The organism is Pseudomaricurvus alkylphenolicus, assembly GCF_011683955.1.
GTDB classification, from domain to species: domain Bacteria; phylum Pseudomonadota; class Gammaproteobacteria; order Pseudomonadales; family Cellvibrionaceae; genus Pseudomaricurvus; species Pseudomaricurvus alkylphenolicus.
This window is the reverse complement of record NZ_JAAQPI010000002.1, coordinates 157,377-176,068: the sequence shown is the minus strand read 5'-3', so window position 1 is coordinate 176,068 and position 18,692 is coordinate 157,377. Positions and strand designations below refer to the sequence as shown.

Below are 18,692 nucleotides of genomic sequence, written 5' to 3'. Positions count from 1 at the left end.
CGCTGGCGTACATTGATTACCTGTAAAGACGCACACAAGGTGGTAACCCATGTACGAATCTGTGCCTCACGCGGGCGGTGTCCTGCACAACTATGTTAACGGACAGTTTGTCTCCAGCGACACAACCTTTGCCAATATCAACCCGGTGGACGGCTCTGAGATTAATCAGGTGGCTGAAGCCAATGCTGACACCGTGGATGCAGCGGTCACGGCCGCTCGCCAGGCGCTTGAGGGCGATTGGGGCAAGATGACGCTGGAAGCCCGTTGCGCGCTGCTGCACCGGGTGGCGGACGGCATTGAGGCGCGCTTTGATGAATTTGTGGCGGCGGAAATGGCCGATACCGGCAAGTCGTTTGAACAGGCGCGCACTATCGATATTCCCCGCGGTGCCGCCAATTTCCGTATATTTGCCGACCTGGTTAAATCCCAGTCCAGCGAGTGCTTTCAAACGCCCACACCCGATGGTCGCGGAGCGCTTAACTACGCGGTGAATAAACCCTTGGGGGTAGTGGCGGTGATCGCGCCCTGGAATCTGCCCCTGTTACTGCTGACCTGGAAGTTGGCTCCAGCCCTGGCGGCGGGCAACACCGTGATTGCCAAACCTTCTGAAGAGACTCCGGCCACGGCCACGCTCCTGGCGGAGGTCATGCATGAGGTGGGTATGCCGGTGGGGGTTTTTAATCTGGTGCACGGTTTTGGGCCCGGCAGCGCCGGTGAGTTTCTGACCGCTCACGCGGGTGTGGATGCCGTGACCTTTACCGGAGAATCCAAAACCGGTTCAGCCATTATGAAGGCGGCGGCTGATGGTGTGAAAGGGCTGTCGTTTGAATTGGGCGGTAAAAACGCCGGTATTATTTTTGACGATTGCGATTTTGATGAAGCGGTAAACGGCACTGCGCGTTCTGTATTTACCAACGGCGGGCAAGTGTGTTTATGCACCGAGCGACTCTATGTTCAGCGCTCTATCTTTGATCGTTTTGTCGAGGCGTTGAAGCAAAAAGCCGAGGCCATCAATATCGGCTGGCCTCTCGACGAAAACACCGACATGGGGCCGCTGATTTCCCACAAGCACCGCGACAAAGTGTTGTCCTACTTTGATGGCGCCAAAGCCGATGGCGCCAAGGTGATTACCGGTGGCGGTGTGCCCGTATTTGGCGATGCACGTGACGGGGGTGCTTTCGTGCAACCCACCATTTTTACCGGCCTTGCAGAAAATGCCCGCATTGTTCGCGAAGAGGTGTTTGGTCCGGTTTGCCACATCACACCGTTTGATACGGAAGAAGAAGCCGTGGCCCTGGCCAACAACAGCAACTACGGTTTGGCCGCCACAGTGTGGACAAGTAATTTACAGCGCGCTCACCGTGTCGCCCAGCAAATGGAAGTGGGTATTGCCTGGGTTAACACCTGGTATCTGCGTGATTTGCGTACCCCCTTTGGCGGTGTAAAGCTTTCCGGCGTGGGCCGCGAAGGCGGTGTCCATTCGCTGAATTTCTATTCCGAACCCACCAATATCTGCATCAAGCTCTAGGCCAAAGACGATGAGTAATATGATCAATGAAACCATTCTGGAAGCAGCGCAGATGCTGCGACAGGCGCACGAGACTGGTATCGCCTGTGAGCCGGTGCGAGACATACTGCCGGCCCTGAGCCTGGAAGCCGCCTACGCGGTGCAGCAGGTCAACACCCGTCACTGGGTGGAGCAGGGGCGCCGGGTCGTGGGCTGCAAAGCCGGATTGACGTCCAAAACTGTGCAGCAGCAACTGGGCGTGGATCAGCCGGACTTTGGTGTACTGTTTGCCGATATGTTTGTGGGTGACGGAGCAGACGTGGCGGTCACCGATGTTATGCAGCCGAAAGTGGAAGCCGAAGTCGCTCTGGTGCTGGAGCGGGATCTGGACATGCCTCAGCCCACCGTGGCGGACGTAATCAGTGCCACCGCTTACGCGTTACCCGCCATCGAAATTGTCGGCAGTCGGATTCACAACTGGGATATCAATATTGTCGATACCATCGCCGACAATGCCTCATCGGGTTTGTACGTGCTTGGTAATAGCCCGCAAAAGCTGGAGCAGCTGGATCTGCGTTTGTGCGGAATGGTGATGGAGTGTCGCGGTGAACAGATTTCCTATGGTGCCGGTCAGGCGTGTCTCGGTCACCCGTTGAATGCCGCCGTGTGGCTGGCACGCACCTTTGCCGAGGGCGGAACGCCCTTGAAGGCCGGCGATACCATTTTGACAGGTGCCCTGGGCCCCATGGCAGCGGTAACACCGGGCGACAGGATCGAGGCTCGCATCAATGGATTGGGTTCTGTCCGTGTCAGTTTTTCGGAGGAGAAGTAAGTGGTGATTTTAAAAAACGGTACGCTGGCGGATCTGGCCGCTATCGTGGACGCTGCCGCTGAAAACGCCAGCGCCATCGAGCAACTCTCCAGCCAGGGACATGAACTGTCTCTGGCCGACGCCTACACGGTACAGCAACAGTCGGTGGCTCGTCGGCTGCAGCGGGGCGAACAACAGGTGGGCATCAAAATGGGTTTTACCTCCCGCGCCAAGATGATTCAAATGGGCGTGAGTGACATGATCTGGGGCCCGTTGACCGATGCCATGGCCATTGAGGATGGCGCTGAATTGGACGCTTCGCGCTTTATCCACCCCAGGGTGGAACCGGAGATCGCCTTTCTGTTGAAAAAGCCCCTCACTGGTAAAGTCAGTCTTGCCGAGGCCATGAGTGCGGTGGAAGCCGTGGCACCGGCGCTGGAGGTGATTGATTCGCGCTACCGCAATTTTAAATTTTCACTGCAGGATGTGATTGCCGACAACTGTTCGTCCTCGGGGTTTACGGTGGGCGCCTGGCAAAAGTCTAACGTTGATATTGGCAACCTCGGCATGGTGATGGAGTTTGACGGCGCACCGGTACAGATTGGCTCCAGTGCGGCCATCCTCGGTAATCCTTGGCGTTCATTGACGGCGGCTGCACGTTTGGCCGCAGAAGCGGAAACTGAACTGCAGGCAGGCTGGATTGTATTGGCCGGTGCCTCCACCGCCGCAGAAGCGCTGTTACCCGGCGTACACGTCAAGCTCCATACCCAACAGCTGGGCAGTGCAGAATTCAATGTGGGAGAACAGGTATGACAGCCTCTGCTAAAGCAACCACTGCTAGAGTCATTGAAGGTAAAGCCAAGCCGCGGGGGACTTTTCCCCACTACAAGCGCGCCGGAGATTTTATTTTTGTATCGGGCACCAGCTCACGTCGTCCGGACAATAGCTTTGTCGGCGTGGAGGTGGATGCGATGGGCGCCACCAATCTCGATATCGCCGCCCAAACCCGCGCGGTGATTGACAATATTGGCGATATTCTTAAAGAGGCGGGTGCCGATCTCAGTGACGTTGTGGAGGTGAGTAGTTATCTGGTCAATATGAATGACTTTGGTGGCTACAACCGGGTCTATAGCGAATACTTCAATGAAGACGGCCCAGCACGTACCACGGTGGCGGTACACCAATTGCCCCACCCGCACCTGTTAATTGAAATCAAAGCCGTGGCTTATAAGCCGCTGGGCGACCACTAGGGAGAAGATCATGAGCACCCCGTTGATCAGCAACATCAGCAAGCTGTCCACTTTTAATTTCCAGCAGTGGATTGCCGAACATGAACACCTGCTCAAGCCCCCGGTTAATAACAAATTGATCTGGGAGGATGCCGACATGATGGTCACCGTCGTGGGCGGCCCCAACGAGCGTTACGACTATCACGACGATCCGGTGGAAGAGTTTTTCTACCAAATGAAAGGCAACTGCTTTCTGCGCATCATGACGGAAAACGGCCCCGAGGAATTTCATATCAAGGAGGGCGAGATATTTCTGCTACCCGCCCATGTGCGTCACTCACCACAGCGCCCGGAAGAGGGCAGCATTTGTCTGGTGATCGAGCCCAAGCGTCAGACGGGCGAGCTGGATGCCTTCGAATGGTATTGCCAATCCTGCAACCACCTGGTGCACCGTGCGGAGATGCAGTTGGTCAATATTTCCACCGACCTGGCTCCAGTGTTTAAAGCGTTTAAGGAAGATATTGAACTGCGTACCTGCGGCAACTGCGGCGACGTTCATCCGGCCTGAAGCGGTCTTGATTGATAGTAGAGAAGTAACTTATGACTGTGATTGAAAAGGCCAGAGAGCAGGCATCAAAGTCGACGCTCGATAACTCCGCCGACACCACCGTCGTGGATATGCACACGCATTTTCTGCCGAGTCAGTGGCCAGATCTGGAGCAACGTTTTGGCACGCCTGACTGGCCCTGGCTGAAGCACACCGAACCCGGCAAGGCCATGATTATGGTGGGGCAAAAGGAATTCCGCCCGGTGTACGAAGCACTTTGGAACCCGGCTCTGCGCATCGAGGAAATGGACCGCGACGGTGTGGATATTCAGGTGATGTGTGCCACCCCGATTCTGTTCAGCTACGAGCGGCCCGCTGCACAGGCAGCCGAAGTGGCGCAAATCATGAACGACCTGGCGCTGGAGATGTGTAGTCACAATGCCGGTCGCCTAAAAGCTCTGTGTCAGGTGCCGCTGCAGGATATCGATGCCTCCTGCCGGGAAGTCAGCCGCGCCAAAGCCAGCGGTCATATCGGAGTCCAGATTGGCAACCATGTGGGTCCGAAGGATATGGACGACGAAGGGCTGATTACTTTTTTGCAGCACTGTGCCAGCGAAAATATTCCGGTGCTGGTGCACCCCTGGGATATGCTCGGTCGTGAGCGCATGTCCAAGTACATGTTGCAGTGGCTGGTGGCCATGCCGGCCGAAACCCAGCTGTCGGTATTGTCGCTGATTCTGTCCGGTGCGTTTGAGCGAGTGTCTCGGGATTTGAAGTTATGTTTTGCCCATGGCGGCGGCAGTTTTGCTTTTACTCTGGGACGTGTGGATAACGCCTGGCACCATCGCGATATTGTGCGTGAGGATTGCCCCCATCCGCCGTCTCACTACACCGACCGTTTTTATGTGGACTCGGCGGTATTCAGTGAGGACGCTCTGGATTTGCTGGTGCGGGTGATGGGCGAAGACAGGGTGTTGTTGGGCTCTGATTCACCTTTCCCTCTGGGCGAGCAGCAGGTGGGCAAGCTGGTGCGGGAACACAGTAGTTTTTCGCCCGGGCGCAAAAGCCGGATTCTCGGTGCCAATGCCCAGGCGTTTTTTGATCTCGAATAACAGCAGTAAGGGCGCTTCTAAAAGGTGAATTTTTTCGTGAGGACAAGGAAGCACCGCGCGGAGGACCGCAGTGTATAGGGCATACATGAGGATCCGAGCACGGAGCTGACGCAGTAATCGCGTAAAAAGTCGCCTTTTAGAAGCGCCCTTAAACTTTATAGCTGCTCTTGGTCATTGCCTTGGAAACCAGCGTCATGGCCGCTTTGATGGGAGTGGGGAAGCGCATACCGCCGGCGTCCAGCGCCGCGTGGGCGTGTTTGGCTTCGTCCTCCAGCATGGTTTCCACCACGGCGCGGCTCTTGGCGTCCTGGGTGGGCAGTTCATGCAGATGATTCTCCAGATGCTTGCAGACCTGGTCTTCGGTGGCGGCCACAAAACCCAGGCTGACCTTATCACTGACAAGACCGGCAGCGGCGCCAATGCCAAAGGACAACCCATACCATAGCGGGTTAAGCACACTGGTGTGACTGCCCAGACTCTCGATACGCTCCTGGCACCAGGCCAGGTGATCCACCTCTTCCTCTGCCGCCTGTTCCATTTCCCGGCGCACGTGCGGCAGCTTGGCCGTCAGGGCCTGCCCTTGATATAGCGCCTGGGCACAGACTTCCCCGGCGTGGTTAACCCGCATCAGGCCGGCGGCGTGGCGGCGTTCGGCATCACTCATCTCCGACTCATTCTCGCTCTGGGCAGGAGAGGGGCGGGTGTGGGTCACCTTGCCTGGCGCCAGGGTGCGAAGGGCGCGGTCCATTTGGGTGAGAAGTTGGTCGGGCAGTGAGAGATGGCGGCTGGACATGGGGTTACCTCGTTGTATTGGCCCCATTTTACGGTACTTTCAGGCTGCATCGCCAGTCGTGGGGTTGGCAGCCATGCTGTGATTGACTGACAATAGGCTCAACACCAGAAGGAATATGGGCCTATGCAAGTTAATGTCAGTGAGGATATTGCCAGTCTTCTGCGCCAGCGGGTGCCTCTTATCGCGCTCGAAACCGAGCAGGAAAACCACGCTCTGGAGTTGCTTAAGCGCCAGTGTCAGCTGTTGGGGCATACCCTCTATCGCTGGAGCCTGACCGATGGGCTGGACACCCTGGGCTATGGGCCCATGGTCGCCAAGCCCGGGGCGGAGCTGGAGCCGGAAGCACTGCTGCAGGCCATTAAAGATCGTAACCATGACGGCATTTATGTGCTATGTGACTTTCATCCCCATTGGGAGGGCGAGCCGAAGATTGTGCGCCTGCTGAAGGACATCGCACTTAACTTTGAAGTGCTGCAAAAGCGCATCGTACTGTTGAGTCATGCCCTGAAGATCCCGCCGGAATTGCAGGTGTTTACCGCTCAGGCAAGCCTATCTTTACCGTCACAGGATGAAATCCTCGCGATTGTCAGGCAGGAGGCCAAACGCTACGCCGAAAGCCGCGGCCAACAGCGCATCCGCACCGACAGCGCCGCTCTTAGGCAACTGGTGTCCAGCCTCGGGGGATTAACCCATAAAGACGTGGCTCGGTTGGCGTGGCACGCCATCGCCGACGATGGCGCCATTACCCGGGAAGACCTGCCGGAGGTGAACAGCGCAAAATTTGCCCTGCTCAACCGCCAGGGGTTGCTGAGCTACGAATACGACACGGAAGAATTTGCCAATGTGGGCGGCCTGCCCAATTTCAAGCACTGGTTGCAGCAGCGCAAAGAGGCATTCAGTGGCGCTGACAAACGTGGCTTGCAGCCCCCTCGGGGTGTTTTGCTGTTAGGTGTGCAAGGGGGTGGCAAGAGTCTGGCGGCCAAGGCCGTTGCCGGTATGTGGCAGCTGCCGTTGTTGCGCCTGGATATGGGCTCGCTCTATAACAAGTTTATCGGTGAGACCGAGAAAAACCTGCGTGAATCATTGCAACAGGCCGAGTCCATGTCTCCCTGTGTATTGTGGTTGGACGAATTGGAAAAAGCCCTGGCCCAGGGTGGCGGCGACGATGGCTTGAACAAGCGTCTGCTGGGGTATTTTTTAACCTGGATGGCCGAGCGCAAGAGTCAGGTGTTTCTGGTGGCCACCAGCAACGACATTCAACAATTACCGGCGGAACTGGTTCGCAAGGGGCGTTTTGACGAGATCTTTTTTGTCGATCTGCCCGATACCGACGTGCGTCGACAAATCTTTGAAATTCATTTGCGCAAGCGCGACGCCTACTCGGAATCGTTGCACCTTGCACGTCTGGCCGAGGCAGCCGAAGGTTTTTCCGGGGCGGAAATCGAGCAGGCGGTGGTGTCTGCGCTCTATATGCTGGCGGAGGGGGAACAGCTGGGTAGCGACCATTTGCTGCGGGCCATCCTGCAGACCACGCCTCTGTCGGTGGTGATGGCGGAGCAGCTACATGCACTCAGAAGCTGGGCGGAAGGGCGTACAGTAGCCGCGTAGGGGGGATTAGCCGAAGGCGTAATCCACCGGTTGCCAGTCCTATTGGCATCCACTAATGTGCCACATCCAAGGTGGATTACGCTCCGCTAATCCCCCCTACGCGGAGTTCAGCTGCCTGAATCTGGTTTGGAGTTGGTCGTGTCTTCAATCTCCGTCATCACCCGCTGCACCAGCTTGATTCGGCCTTCCTTGACCAGGGCATCGCGGAGAACATATTCAATCTGCTGGTTAAGGCTGCGCAGGTCATCATCCGCCCAGCGCTGCAGGGCGGCGAGAATGTCCTTGTTGATTCTGAGCGGGTAGGCTTTTTTCGACATTGTTATTTAGGCATTCTTAATAGAGCGATCCGGTGTTAACAACAGGTTGCGCTTGTTGCTCCGAACAGATCACAACCAGCAGGTTGCTTACCATACTGGCTTTTCGCTCGTCGTCCAGCTCAAAATTGTGTTTGTCGGTGAGGGTTGAGAGCGCATCCGATACCATTTCCACCGCCCCTTGTACGATCAGGCGTCGGGCTGCGAGTACGGCTCCGGCCTGTTGTTTGCGCAGCATGGATTGAGCGATTTCCGGTGAATAAGCCAGGTGGCTGATACGCGCTTCGATGACCAATACGCCCGCTTTCTCCAAACGCTCCTGCACCTCGCGCTTGATCATGTCGGCAATCTGCACGGGATCGGCCCGCAGCGACAGCTCATTGGGTTTGTGGTTCTCATAGGGGATTTTGCTGGCCAGATTACGCAAGGCGGCCTCACTCTGGATGGTGACAAAGCTCTCGTAATCATCCACCTCGAAGAAGGCTTCAGCGGAGTCCACCACCTTCCAGACAATAACCGCGGCGATCTCAATGGGGTTGCCGCGGGCATCATTGACCTTGAGCTTACCGCTCTCAAAGTTGCGCACCCTGAGAGAGATACCGGTTTTCTTGTAAAGCGGATTGGCCCAGCGCAGGCCCGTTTTGTGCTCGGTGCCGACATAGTTGCCGAACAGCTGCAGAATCTTGCCTTCGTTGGGGGCGACCATAAAGAAGCCCACCCACAGGAAGGTGACCAGTAGCGTCAGCAGAACAAAACCGACAATGGCCAGAGAGGGGGTGGTAATGGCATTGATGGTGGCAGCAATGGCGGCAATTTCCAGTATTGCCAGCACTAGCAGCGCCACGTAACCGTCAAAGGTGGCGGCTTCTTTTTCTCTAATCATCGGTGCATCCTCACGTTGATGTTGTGAGGATGTTAATGTGATATCAAAAAGATATCAAGTATTCCCGGTTTGAGAGTCCGATTGGGTCACTTGGGGTACACAGGCCGGATTCACGTTTTCGATGGGTACAGAGCTGAGGGTCTGATCGGTTTCTGCGGTGGGTTCCAGGCTCTGCATCTGCCAGTGGTCACTGTTCCAGACATTCCAGCTTAAACCGTTGGCGATAATATCTTGGCCCTCGATCTCCAGCCCCTCTACGCCGGCACTTAGGATCCGGCTCAGGGTCTGCTGCTCCTGTGGATTCAGGCCGGTGGGGTTGCTGAGACGCAGGGCCGCCTTGAAGTAGACAATGTGGCCGTCCTGGGCGCTGATACTGGCCGGTTGGCTGCCCCGACGCTCCAGCCTTAACAAAGTGATGCGTTCTTTGCCGAACTGTTGCACCAACTGTTGTTGGATATGCTGGCGCAAGGTTTGACTGTCGGGACCGGCGCCACAGGCGCTCAGCAGCAAACAGAAAAACGGGATAAACAGTGTGCGTGACATGACGGTATTCCTTTTACTTGATCAGCGGCAGGGCCAGGTAAGACTGAATAACAATGGCGTTGGTGATATCGATAAAAAACGCACCCACCATAGGTACGACCAAAAACGCCTGCGGTGAGGGCCCAAAACGCGACACCAGGGATTCCATATTGGCAACCGCCGTGGGGGTGGCACCGAGACCAAAACCGCAATGCCCACCGGCCATGATGGCGGCGTCATAGTTCTTGCCCATCAGCCGGAAGGTGACAAAGTAGGCGAAGCCCGCCAGCACCAGCGTCTGTGTGAGGATAATAAACAGCATCGGACCGGCGAGGTTCAGCAATTCCCAGATGCGCAGCGACATTAACGCCAGCGCCAGGAAGATCGACAGCGCCATGGTGCCCCACAGATCCACACAGGCCTTGCTGATGCGGTAGGTGCCGGACAGCTCCAGCACATTGGTAATGATGATGCCGATGATCAGCGGCACAATAAACGAGGGCACGGGGACCGAATGTGCCTTCAGCCATTCAAACACATAACTGCCACTGCCCATGCAAAACGCCAGAATCAACAGGGTCTCCATCATGCGTTTCGGGGTCACCAGATCACGGTCTTCCGGATCATAGGTGATCATATCGTGATGGCGGGTCGGGCGTTCACTGGGTTGCAGCTGATGGCGACTGATCAAGCGACGGGCAACGGGTCCGCCCAGTAAGCCTCCCAGCACCAACCCGAAGGTGGCCGCCGCCATCGCGACTTCCAGCACGCCCTGTAAATTGTGGCTGTCCTGGATCAATTGCGCGTAGGTGGCACCGGTGCCATGGCCTCCGGATAAGGTCACAGAGCCCGCAAACAAACCGAACATGGGGTGCAGATCGGTGGCCAGCGCCAGTGATACACCCACGGCGTTTTGTACCACCAGGTACAGTGACGCCACCCCGAGAAACAACAGCACCTTGGGGCCGCCTTTAACCAGCAGCTTGAGGCTTGCCCCCAAACCGACGGAGGTGAAAAACAGAATCATCAAAGGGGTTTTCATGCTCATGTCAAAGTTGATCGTCAACCCCAGCTGCCCGTAAAGCAGAGCACTGACCAGCGAAAACGCGATCCCGCCCACAACCGGTTCCGGAATATTATTGTTTTTGAGAAAGGTGACTTTGCCATTGATCAGGTACCCACTGAATAAAATCAGCAGCGCCGCCACCAGGGTTTCGAAAAAGCCGATATCGATATTCATAGCGCTCCCCTGCAGAGAAAACGCCAACTTAGCAGACGCCTGTAGCTCAGGTATTGGCGAGATGTGGGGTGAGGTAATCAAGTGTTAACAGGTCGTTAATCGGGTCCCGATGCCGGCTTCGTTAACATCAGGTTAACATCTTGAGCCAACTGGTTAGCTCCGCCAAAAATCGGGTTAAAGCCACGGTGTTACTGTTTGATGCTTTCAACCAACCACCGACAATAAACCGATTTTTGAGAGACAAGACATGAATTACAGCGGCCGCTTTGCACTGATGTTCCTGGATGCGGATATCCAGCAACGGGTTTACGAAATGGAGTTTCACGTAGATCTGCAGGGTTGCGAGTCACCGGGTGGGCGACTACGCCAGATCGCTTATCAACGCTTTCAGCAGGAAAACGCCGATGGTTTGAGCATCGAAGGTTGTCAGCCGGTGGCTGCTGCCTGATGGGCATGTACGAAGATAGCCTGGCCTGTGTCGGTGAAGATCCGCACCAATTCACTGAGCTGGTACGGGCCGGGCAGGCGCTGATTGCGACTAAGTACTCGGGCGACCCGGATTTCTCCGAGTTTTTCCGGGCCTACATCAACAGCTTTGCCTGGGAAGATCTGCAATCGCGAAAAATTGAAGACATCTGTGGGCTGGCGTTCAGCTGGTGGAACTGGATCCAGCGCTACGGGCCCGATGACGTCAAGCTCAAACTGTATAACCCCGAGCTTGACGGCGACGGCTGGCTTAGCCCCCATACCGTGGTGACGGTGTTACAGGCGGATACGCCCTTTTTGGTGGAATCCTTGAGTCTGGAGTTTGAACGACGCGGCATCACCATTCATACGGCCCGCAGTACGTTAATCCGCACCCATCGCAAGCGGGGGCGCCTGCAGCAGTGGCGATTTGACCAGCTGGGGTGTAGCGATGGTACAGAGGTAGAAGCCCTGATTTACTTCGAGATCGATCGCTTGTCGGATACCGAAGAGCTGCGTTCGCTCAACGCTGCTCTGAAAGCGGTGCTGGAGCGGGTTCAGTTGGTTGCTGAAGATCGTCATCAGGGTTTTGCCCGCCTGGCCGAGGTGGCCGCCGAATACCAAATGCTGGCCATCGAGCATAGCGGGGATAATGACAAACAAGATGGTTTGTGCAAGGCACTGGAAGAAAGCGCGGCTTTGCTGCAGTGGCTGGCCGCGGGCAATTTTATCCTGCTGGGCAGTTGCGATTATCGACTGGTCCGCGATGACGGCAATGCCAGCCTGCAGGAACAGGCAGAGCAACGTTTGGGGTTATTGCGCAAGGTCAACCAACAGGCGCCTTACCGTGAACACCATTGGAATGATGGGGTCACGCAATTCTATGGCAGTGAGGCTCCGCTGGCCTTCGCCAAATCCGGTCGTCGGGCCGGTGTCAAGGAGGATCGGTTTTCTCATTACGTGGTGGCCAAGCGTTTTGACGCTCAGGGTGTTGTGGTGGGCGAGAGTCGATTCCTCGGCCTCTACCACTCCAGTGTGAATCACTCCGATCCCGAAGTCATTCCGGTGATTCGTCAAAAGATTCAGGCGGTGATTCAGCATCGCGGGGCACTGCAGGACAGCTACGAACACCGACGCTTTCGCCAGCTGGCCAACACCTTTCCGCGCTCCGAACTGTTCCAGGCATCGGTGGTGGAGCTGTTTCAGGCATTGAACCTGGTGTCCCGTTTAAACGAGCGCCGGCAGGTGCGTTTTCTGCATCGGTTCGATCCGTTTGGAAAATACCTGAGCTGTCTGGTTTACACCCCCCGCGATCTGTATTCGACGGATCTGCGACAAACTATACAGCGCTTTCTACAACGAGATCTGGATCTGCAAGAGTCTGATTTTAATGCCTATTTTTCAGACTCTAACTTTACCCGTTTGCAGTTTATCTTTCCGCTGTCTGGTGGGGTGCGCCCGACGATTGATACCCGCAAACTGGAGCAGAGTCTGACCGAACTCACGCGACGCTGGTCTGATGTGCTTCAGGATTTACTGAGGGAATCGAAAGGGGAAGAGCAGGGCAGTCGTCTGTTTCGCCGCTACGCCGAAGGCTTTTCAGCCAGCTACCGCGATCACTTTCCGCCGCGGGTGGCGGTGGCGGATCTGAATCTTCTGCAAAGCCTTAGCGACGACTGTCCCTTACAGATGCAAGTCTATCGCCCACCGGGTGCGCAGGAGGGGCAGCTTCGATTCAAAGTGTTCAGCCTCGGCGAAGCGCTGGAGCTGTCAGCGGTGGTTCCCATTCTGGAAAATCTGGGCCTGCGGGTGATGGGAGAACACCCCTACTGCATAGGCGCTGAACAAAAGGCGTGGCTACACGATTTCAGCCTGTTGATTAACAATGGGGCGGAGGTGGACATTCCCTCCGTACGGCAACCGTTTCAGGAGGCGTTTAATGCGATTGTCAGTGGCTCCGCCGATAACGACGGTTTCAACCGCCTGGTACTGGGGGCGAGACTGAGTTGGCGGGAGGTCACGCTGCTGCGCGCGTATGCCCGCTACATGAAGCAGCTGCTGATGCCGTTTGGTATCAACTATATTGCGGATACTCTCGTTCGCCACCCCGACATTACGCGGCACCTGGTGGCGTTGTTCAAGGCACGATTGGACCCCAGGGTTAACAAGACCGGGGTGCACGAGCCGGAGCGAGCCCTGCGTATCCGCGAGAACATACTGCAGGCCGTCGAGGCGGTCACCAGTCTCGACCAGGATCGCGTGATTCTCCGTTACCTGGCACTGATCGATGCAACGGTTCGCACCAACTTCTTCCAACGGGACCAACAGGGGGAGGCAAAAGGCTATCTGTCGCTGAAACTCTGTCCCTCAGAGTTGGATGATATCCCCGAACCCAAGCCGCAGTTTGAAATCTTTGTGCATTCCCCCCGGGTGGAAGGGGTTCATATGCGCGGCGGCAAGGTGGCCCGAGGAGGGTTGCGCTGGTCTGATCGATCCCAGGACTATCGCACGGAGTTACTCGGCTTGCTCAAAGCCCAACAGGTGAAAAATGCGGTTATCGTGCCCACGGGTGCCAAGGGTGTCTTTGTAACACGACGGCAGGCTGCTCTGCAGGATAGACACAGCATTCAGGCAGAAGGGGTCGACTGCTACAAACTGTTTATATCGGGTTTGTTGGATGTGACCGACAACTATGAGGGCGGCGAGGTGGTACCTCCCACGGATGTTGTTCGCCGGGATGGAGATGATCCCTACCTGGTGGTAGCGGCGGACAAGGGCACGGCCAGCTTCTCTGATATCGCCAACGACATTGCGGTTGCCCGGGGATTTTGGCTCGGCGACGCCTTCGCTTCCGGCGGCCGTTGGGGGTACGATCACAAAGGCATGGGGATTACCGCTCGCGGCGCCTGGGTGGCTGTGCGCAGGCACTTTCTGGAACTGGGGCAGGATATTCAGCAACAGCCCTTCACGGTGGTTGGTATCGGCGATATGTCCGGTGACGTCTTTGGTAACGGCATGCTGCTGTCACCGTGTATCCGGCTCCAGGCCGCCTTCAATCACCAGCACATATTTATTGATCCCTCACCGGACCCAGCCCGCAGTTTTGCGGAGCGTCGGCGGATGTTTGAATTGCCCCATTCCACCTGGTCCGACTACGACACACAGTTGATCTCGAAGGGGGGCGGGGTATTTTCCCGGCAAAGCAAATCCATTGCGATCACTGCGGAGATGCGTGAGCAGCTTGGCATCAGTGGCGTTCGTCTGAGTCCCCACGAGTTGATTCATCAATTGCTAATGGCTCCTGTGGATTTGATTTGGAACGGCGGTGTGGGCACATACGTAAAAGCCAGTTACCAAAACCATGAGAGCGCGGGTGATAAAGCCAATGATGCCGTGCGAGTCAACGGTGATCAATTGCGCTGTCGGGTGTTCGGGGAGGGGGGTAATTTGGGGCTTACCCAGCTTGGGCGCATCGAATTCAATCGCCAGGGTGGCTTCTGTAATACCGACTTTATCGACAACGCCGCAGGGGTGGATTGTTCCGATCACGAAGTGAATATCAAAATTGTGTTGGACGGACTGGTCGATTCGGGAGATCTTACGCTTAAGCAGCGAAATCAAATGCTGGTGGATATGACCGATTCCGTGAGTGAACTGGTATTGAGAAATAACCATCAGCAGGCACAGGCGATCAGTCTGGAGCGGGCGCGTTGCGAGCGCAACAGTGAGGATTTCTTAACGCTGATTGAAAGTCTTGAACAAAAAGGCGTGCTTAATCGAGTCATCGAACATATCGGTACTGACAATGCACTCAGAGACCGATTCAATAATGGAGAGCCGCTCACCCGCCCGGAGCTCTCCACCTTGATTTCCCTTGCCAAAGTGGATCTCAAGCGTCAATTGATCAGCGCGGATTTTGTCGATCAGGAGTCTCTGTTTCCGATACTGGAATCCGCTTTTCCTCAAAGCCTCGTCGAATCTTTCCCCGGTGCAGTACACCAACATCAGTTACGTCGGGAGATTATCGTTAATCAATTGGTGAACGACATTGTCAATTGCATGGGGGCCACCTTGTTTGAACGTCTGGAGCAAACCAGCCCGGTCCCACTGGGCCGCAAGGTACAAGCCTACCGTGACGCCGAACGGTTATTGGGTTTCAGGCAGGTGTGGGCGAAGACAGAGCGATTGGACAATGGCATCAGCGAAGCCAACCGACTCAATTTGCTGGAAGCTTTATCGCAACGGCAAATGCAGGCAACGCAATGGATATTGGCTAACCCCATGGTCAATCCCGAGGACGGTGGATTTGTTGAGGCGATCGGCAGACTCGAAGCCTTTATCGAACCGGCCGAGCAGGAGCTTCAACGGCTACAAGACAGCGGATGCCCCGCCGAGCTGGTATCGGTCCTGTCTCACTCGATTCCTGTGCCTATGGTTTTAGGTTTGGCTTACTGGACGCGGGACCACCAGGATCAAATCCGACTGCAGCTGGCCTTAACGCTGGGGCGATCACTGGGAATACCAGAGCTGCTGGAGCGGTTGATCAGTATGGAGATCGCCAATCACTGGCAGGCAATGGCAAGAGATACGTTTGTGCATCAACTGGAATCGAATTTCAGACAGCTGCTGAACGTCGTGATCGAGCGGCCGGCAAAAGCGTCTGAGGCACGAAAGTCGCCATTGTTGCAACGGGTGGAATCGATGACCGGGGACTGGCAAGAGATGCTGGAGGATATCGGTAACGCGGCCAGCTTGGATTTTGCGTTATTGAGTGTCGCCTGTCAGCGCTTCGCAGAGCTGGCCCTGCGACTGCAATCGGAAGCCGCCTAGCGGCTTCGCTTTCGGGTTGTTTTCGCGGGTTGTCATCAGCCGTTGCGGGTGATTTCCGCCACAAATACATAACCGGTGCCGTGGGCAGTATTGATATATCGGGGAGAATCCCTGTCATCGCCCAGCTTTTTTCGTATACGGGCAATCAATACGTCAATGGTGCGGTCGGTCGGGAACCAGTCTCGGCGTTCCATACGGTTCATAATCTGATCGCGGCTGAGCACGGTACCGGCGTTGTTAATCAGTGCGGAGAGCAATTTGAATTCACCTTCGGTCAGCTGAATTTTCTCGCCGTCATCCGATGTCAGCAAGCGGCGGCCCAGGTTCAGCGTCCAGCCTTCAAATTGCACTTCCTTGCCGCCTGAGCCGGTGCCTGTACCGGCAATGGCGCTGGTTTTTACCCGGTGCACCAGGTTTTTGACCCGCACAAACAGTTCTCGGGGGTTATAGGGTTTGGTGACATAGTCATCAGCCCCCAGTTCCAGTCCGACAATTCGGTCAATATCGTCTTTTTTCTGGGTGACGAGAATAATGCCGATATCGGACTTGTTGCGAATTTCCCGGGTCAGAGAAAGGCCGTCCTTGCCGGGAATATTGATGTCCAGCAACACCACATCTACGGACTTCTGCTTTAAGACCTGTTCGGCGGTGTCGCTGTTTTCAGCCTTGTAAACCTGGTAATTCTCGGCCTCGAAATAGCTGGCGAGCAGGTTGAGACTGGCCACCTCATCTTCTACGATTAAAACGCTGGGGGTTTGTTTGTCAGCCATAGGCGAGAAGACTCTTTGCTAGTACGTTTGCTAGTGCGGTTTACAGCCTGTTAACAGTTTGCAGCCAAAAATTACAAACAGCGAGCACCCTGTAATAGCCGGTTGGACAACGCTTGTTATAGTGATGTCGTCTTTCATATAGAAAGTGTAAAGGACGTCGGTGGGCTTCACAAGCCGATCTGTAACGGCCAGAGCTTCAGGTCAGTGAAGAGTCGATTGGCACAAATGAGCCTTGGGACGGAATCTTGAGGGCAAACAAAGGGTCACTTAATGCGTACTGATGGCAAAAAAATAATACGGGACTACTCCAAAGATGCTTCCTTGCTTGCTCTTTTACTGAGCCTGTTTACGGCTCTGAGTCTTTCCGTACAGGCTGCCGCACCGACAAAGAACAGCTACATTCTGCGATACGATCAATTGCATCACCCGGTGGTCGCGGACAAAGGCATGGTGGTGAGCCAAAACGAATTATCCTCTGATATTGGAGCCCAGATCCTCGCTCAGGGGGGCAATGCGATTGATGCTGCTGTTGCCGTGGGGTTTTCTCTGGCCGTTACGTTGCCGAGGGCGGGTAACCTGGGCGGTGGTGGCTTTATGCTGGTTCACATCGCAGAAGAGAATAAAACAGTGGCGATCGATTATCGCGGCGAGGCACCTTCGAAGGCGACTGCCGCGCTGTTTCTGAGCGCCGACGGCAAGGTGGATCGCAGCCTGTCCAAGCTTGGTCATACCGCCTCTACGGTGCCGGGTACGGTTGCGGGTCTGTTTGAGGCACACCGCCGCTGGGGGCGTTTACCCTGGAAGAAGCTGATTGCACCGGCCATAGAGCAGGCGAGTAAAGGTATCACGGTTTCCCGCGACCTGGCCTGGGCGATTCAGGCCAAGCGGGAGGTGCTGCAGGCCAATGCAGAGTCGGCTCGCAATTATTTTGCCAAAGGGGGGGAGGCGTTAAAACCCGGTGATCGCTGGCGCCAGCCGGATTTGGCCCAAACGCTTAAACATATCGCCCGCAAGGGAAAAGAGGGCTTTTATCGCGGCAAGGTCGCAGCGGCTATTGTTGATGATATGAAGGCCAACGGCGGGCTGATGACGCTGGCGGATTTGCGGGCCTATGAGGCGGTGGTTCGCGAGCCTCTTCGCACCGGGTATCGGGGCTATGAAGTCGTCACCATGCCACCGCCTGCCGGTGGTGTACACCTGTTGCAGATGCTGCGGATGATGGAAGCGTTTCCGGTGGCTGAGTATGGCCATAACTCTGCCGATGCGATCACGGTGTTATCGGAATCCATGAAACGAGCCTACGCCTACCGCGCGGTTTATCTGGGTGATCCCCGTTTTACCAAGGTACCTGTCAATACATTGCTGAGCGATTCTTTGAATCAAACCTTGGTTGCCGGGATCGTCCTGAAGCGGGCGACACCGGTAAAAGAGATCGCTCCGCAATTGGGGGCCGAACTGGATGAGGGGCCGGATACGACTCACTATTCTGTGATGGACGAGGATGGCAATGCGGTGGCCAATACTTATACGTTGAGTGCCTCGTTTGGGTCCGGTGTGACGATAGCGGGTACGGGTATTCTGATGAATAACCAGATTAATAATTTTGCCTTGCGTTATGGCATCAAGGGCGCCTCGGTTTTCTCTTCGAGTCTGGCGAATTCACTACAGGGCGGCAAACGTCCCAAGAGCACGCAAACGCCGTTAATGGTGTTTGATCAGGGCCGCCCTTACCTGGTTTCCGGTACACCGGGTGGTCGACGCATCATTACCACTATGGTGCAGATGGTATCGAATGTGGTCGATCACAAAATGAGTGTTGCAGAAGCGACTCATGCGCCTCGGATTTATCATGGCTGGCGTGAAGAGGGGTTGGAATTGGAGCCGGGCGTCAGCCGTGATACTGAACGGTTGCTGCAGCAGAGGGGTTATCAGATTAAGCGCGGGGCGAGTATGGGCAGTGTGCAGTCCATACTGTTTGACGGGCAGCAGTTTTTTGGCGCCGCTGACCCACGTCGCCCTGGCGCCAAAGCCACTGGTATTGATCATATAAAGTAAGATTCA

Annotated in this window: 16 protein-coding genes; 10 read left to right on the top strand and 6 right to left on the bottom strand. The window is 55.8% G+C overall.

The features are described 5' to 3' along the window. Positions 1–49 precede the first annotated feature (49 nt). The 6 genes from HBA55_RS06160 to HBA55_RS06135 are packed head-to-tail and all read left to right on the top strand — an operon-like array spanning position 50 to position 5,206. The gene (locus HBA55_RS06160; protein WP_166988495.1) at positions 50–1,528 is read left to right on the top strand and encodes a 2-hydroxymuconic semialdehyde dehydrogenase; all 1,479 of its coding nucleotides are present in this window, start codon (positions 50–52) and stop codon (positions 1,526–1,528) included. Between the two features lie 10 nt (positions 1,529–1,538). Beyond that, the gene (gene mhpD / locus HBA55_RS06155; protein WP_240945937.1) at positions 1,539–2,339 is read left to right on the top strand and encodes a 2-keto-4-pentenoate hydratase; all 801 of its coding nucleotides are present in this window, start codon (positions 1,539–1,541) and stop codon (positions 2,337–2,339) included. Then, positions 2,340–3,131 carry a 2-keto-4-pentenoate hydratase gene (locus HBA55_RS06150; RefSeq protein WP_338109365.1) on the top strand — a complete coding sequence of 264 codons (792 nt, stop codon included), beginning with the start codon at positions 2,340–2,342 and terminating at the stop codon, positions 3,129–3,131. Continuing rightward, a complete protein-coding gene (locus HBA55_RS06145; protein ID WP_166988493.1) occupies positions 3,128–3,568 on the top strand; it encodes a RidA family protein in 441 nt (146 codons plus the stop codon). The genes HBA55_RS06150 and HBA55_RS06145 overlap by 4 nt, the downstream gene beginning before the upstream one ends. 10 nt (positions 3,569–3,578) lie before the next feature. Continuing rightward, positions 3,579–4,115 carry a 3-hydroxyanthranilate 3,4-dioxygenase gene (locus HBA55_RS06140; protein WP_166988491.1) on the top strand — a complete coding sequence of 179 codons (537 nt, stop codon included), beginning with the start codon at positions 3,579–3,581 and terminating at the stop codon, positions 4,113–4,115. A 32-nt stretch (positions 4,116–4,147) separates the two neighbouring features. Continuing rightward, on the top strand, positions 4,148–5,206 hold the full coding sequence (locus HBA55_RS06135; protein ID WP_206019573.1) for an amidohydrolase family protein: 1,059 nt from the start codon (positions 4,148–4,150) through the stop codon (positions 5,204–5,206). A 148-nt stretch (positions 5,207–5,354) separates the two neighbouring features. Here the strand turns inward: HBA55_RS06135 and coq7 are convergent, their stop codons facing one another. Continuing rightward, on the bottom strand, positions 5,355–5,999 hold the full coding sequence (coq7, locus tag HBA55_RS06130; RefSeq protein ID WP_166988489.1) for a 2-polyprenyl-3-methyl-6-methoxy-1,4-benzoquinone monooxygenase: 645 nt from the start codon (positions 5,997–5,999) through the stop codon (positions 5,355–5,357). A gap of 123 nt (positions 6,000–6,122) precedes the next feature. Between coq7 and HBA55_RS06125 the strand changes: the two genes are divergently transcribed. After that, complete coding sequence (locus HBA55_RS06125) at positions 6,123–7,607, top strand: AAA family ATPase (protein ID WP_166988487.1); 1,485 nt, start codon at positions 6,123–6,125, stop codon at positions 7,605–7,607. A gap of 107 nt (positions 7,608–7,714) precedes the next feature. Here HBA55_RS06125 and HBA55_RS06120 read toward each other — a convergent pair whose 3' ends face one another. The 4 genes from HBA55_RS06120 to gltS are packed head-to-tail and all read right to left on the bottom strand — an operon-like array spanning position 7,715 to position 10,566. After that, the gene (locus HBA55_RS06120; protein WP_166988485.1) at positions 7,715–7,924 is read right to left on the bottom strand and encodes a type II toxin-antitoxin system antitoxin; all 210 of its coding nucleotides are present in this window, start codon (positions 7,922–7,924) and stop codon (positions 7,715–7,717) included. 16 nt (positions 7,925–7,940) lie between these two features. Then, on the bottom strand, positions 7,941–8,804 hold the full coding sequence (locus tag HBA55_RS06115; protein ID WP_166988483.1) for an SPFH domain-containing protein: 864 nt from the start codon (positions 8,802–8,804) through the stop codon (positions 7,941–7,943). A 54-nt stretch (positions 8,805–8,858) separates the two neighbouring features. Next, positions 8,859–9,347 (bottom strand): hypothetical protein, encoded by a 489-nt coding sequence (locus HBA55_RS06110; RefSeq protein ID WP_166988481.1) that lies wholly within the window; start codon positions 9,345–9,347, stop codon positions 8,859–8,861. Between the two features lie 13 nt (positions 9,348–9,360). Then, the gene (gltS, locus tag HBA55_RS06105) at positions 9,361–10,566 is read right to left on the bottom strand and encodes a sodium/glutamate symporter (RefSeq protein WP_166988479.1); all 1,206 of its coding nucleotides are present in this window, start codon (positions 10,564–10,566) and stop codon (positions 9,361–9,363) included. Between the two features lie 247 nt (positions 10,567–10,813). On the opposite strand from gltS, the gene HBA55_RS06100 reads away from it, so the two are divergent. Together HBA55_RS06100 and HBA55_RS06095 are read left to right on the top strand one after the other, a co-directional pair. Then, positions 10,814–11,014, top strand: a complete 201-nt coding sequence (locus tag HBA55_RS06100; RefSeq protein ID WP_166988476.1) for a hypothetical protein — start codon at positions 10,814–10,816, stop codon at positions 11,012–11,014. Continuing rightward, the gene (locus HBA55_RS06095) at positions 11,014–15,861 is read left to right on the top strand and encodes an NAD-glutamate dehydrogenase (protein WP_166988473.1); all 4,848 of its coding nucleotides are present in this window, start codon (positions 11,014–11,016) and stop codon (positions 15,859–15,861) included. The genes HBA55_RS06100 and HBA55_RS06095 overlap by 1 nt, the downstream gene beginning before the upstream one ends. A gap of 35 nt (positions 15,862–15,896) precedes the next feature. On the opposite strand, the gene HBA55_RS06090 is transcribed toward HBA55_RS06095, so the two are convergent. Next, the gene (locus HBA55_RS06090; RefSeq protein WP_166988470.1) at positions 15,897–16,631 is read right to left on the bottom strand and encodes a response regulator; all 735 of its coding nucleotides are present in this window, start codon (positions 16,629–16,631) and stop codon (positions 15,897–15,899) included. 270 nt (positions 16,632–16,901) lie between these two features. Between HBA55_RS06090 and ggt the strand changes: the two genes are divergently transcribed. Further along, positions 16,902–18,686, top strand: a complete 1,785-nt coding sequence (gene ggt, locus HBA55_RS06085) for a gamma-glutamyltransferase (protein ID WP_166988467.1) — start codon at positions 16,902–16,904, stop codon at positions 18,684–18,686. The last annotated feature ends 6 nt before the right edge of the window (positions 18,687–18,692 follow it).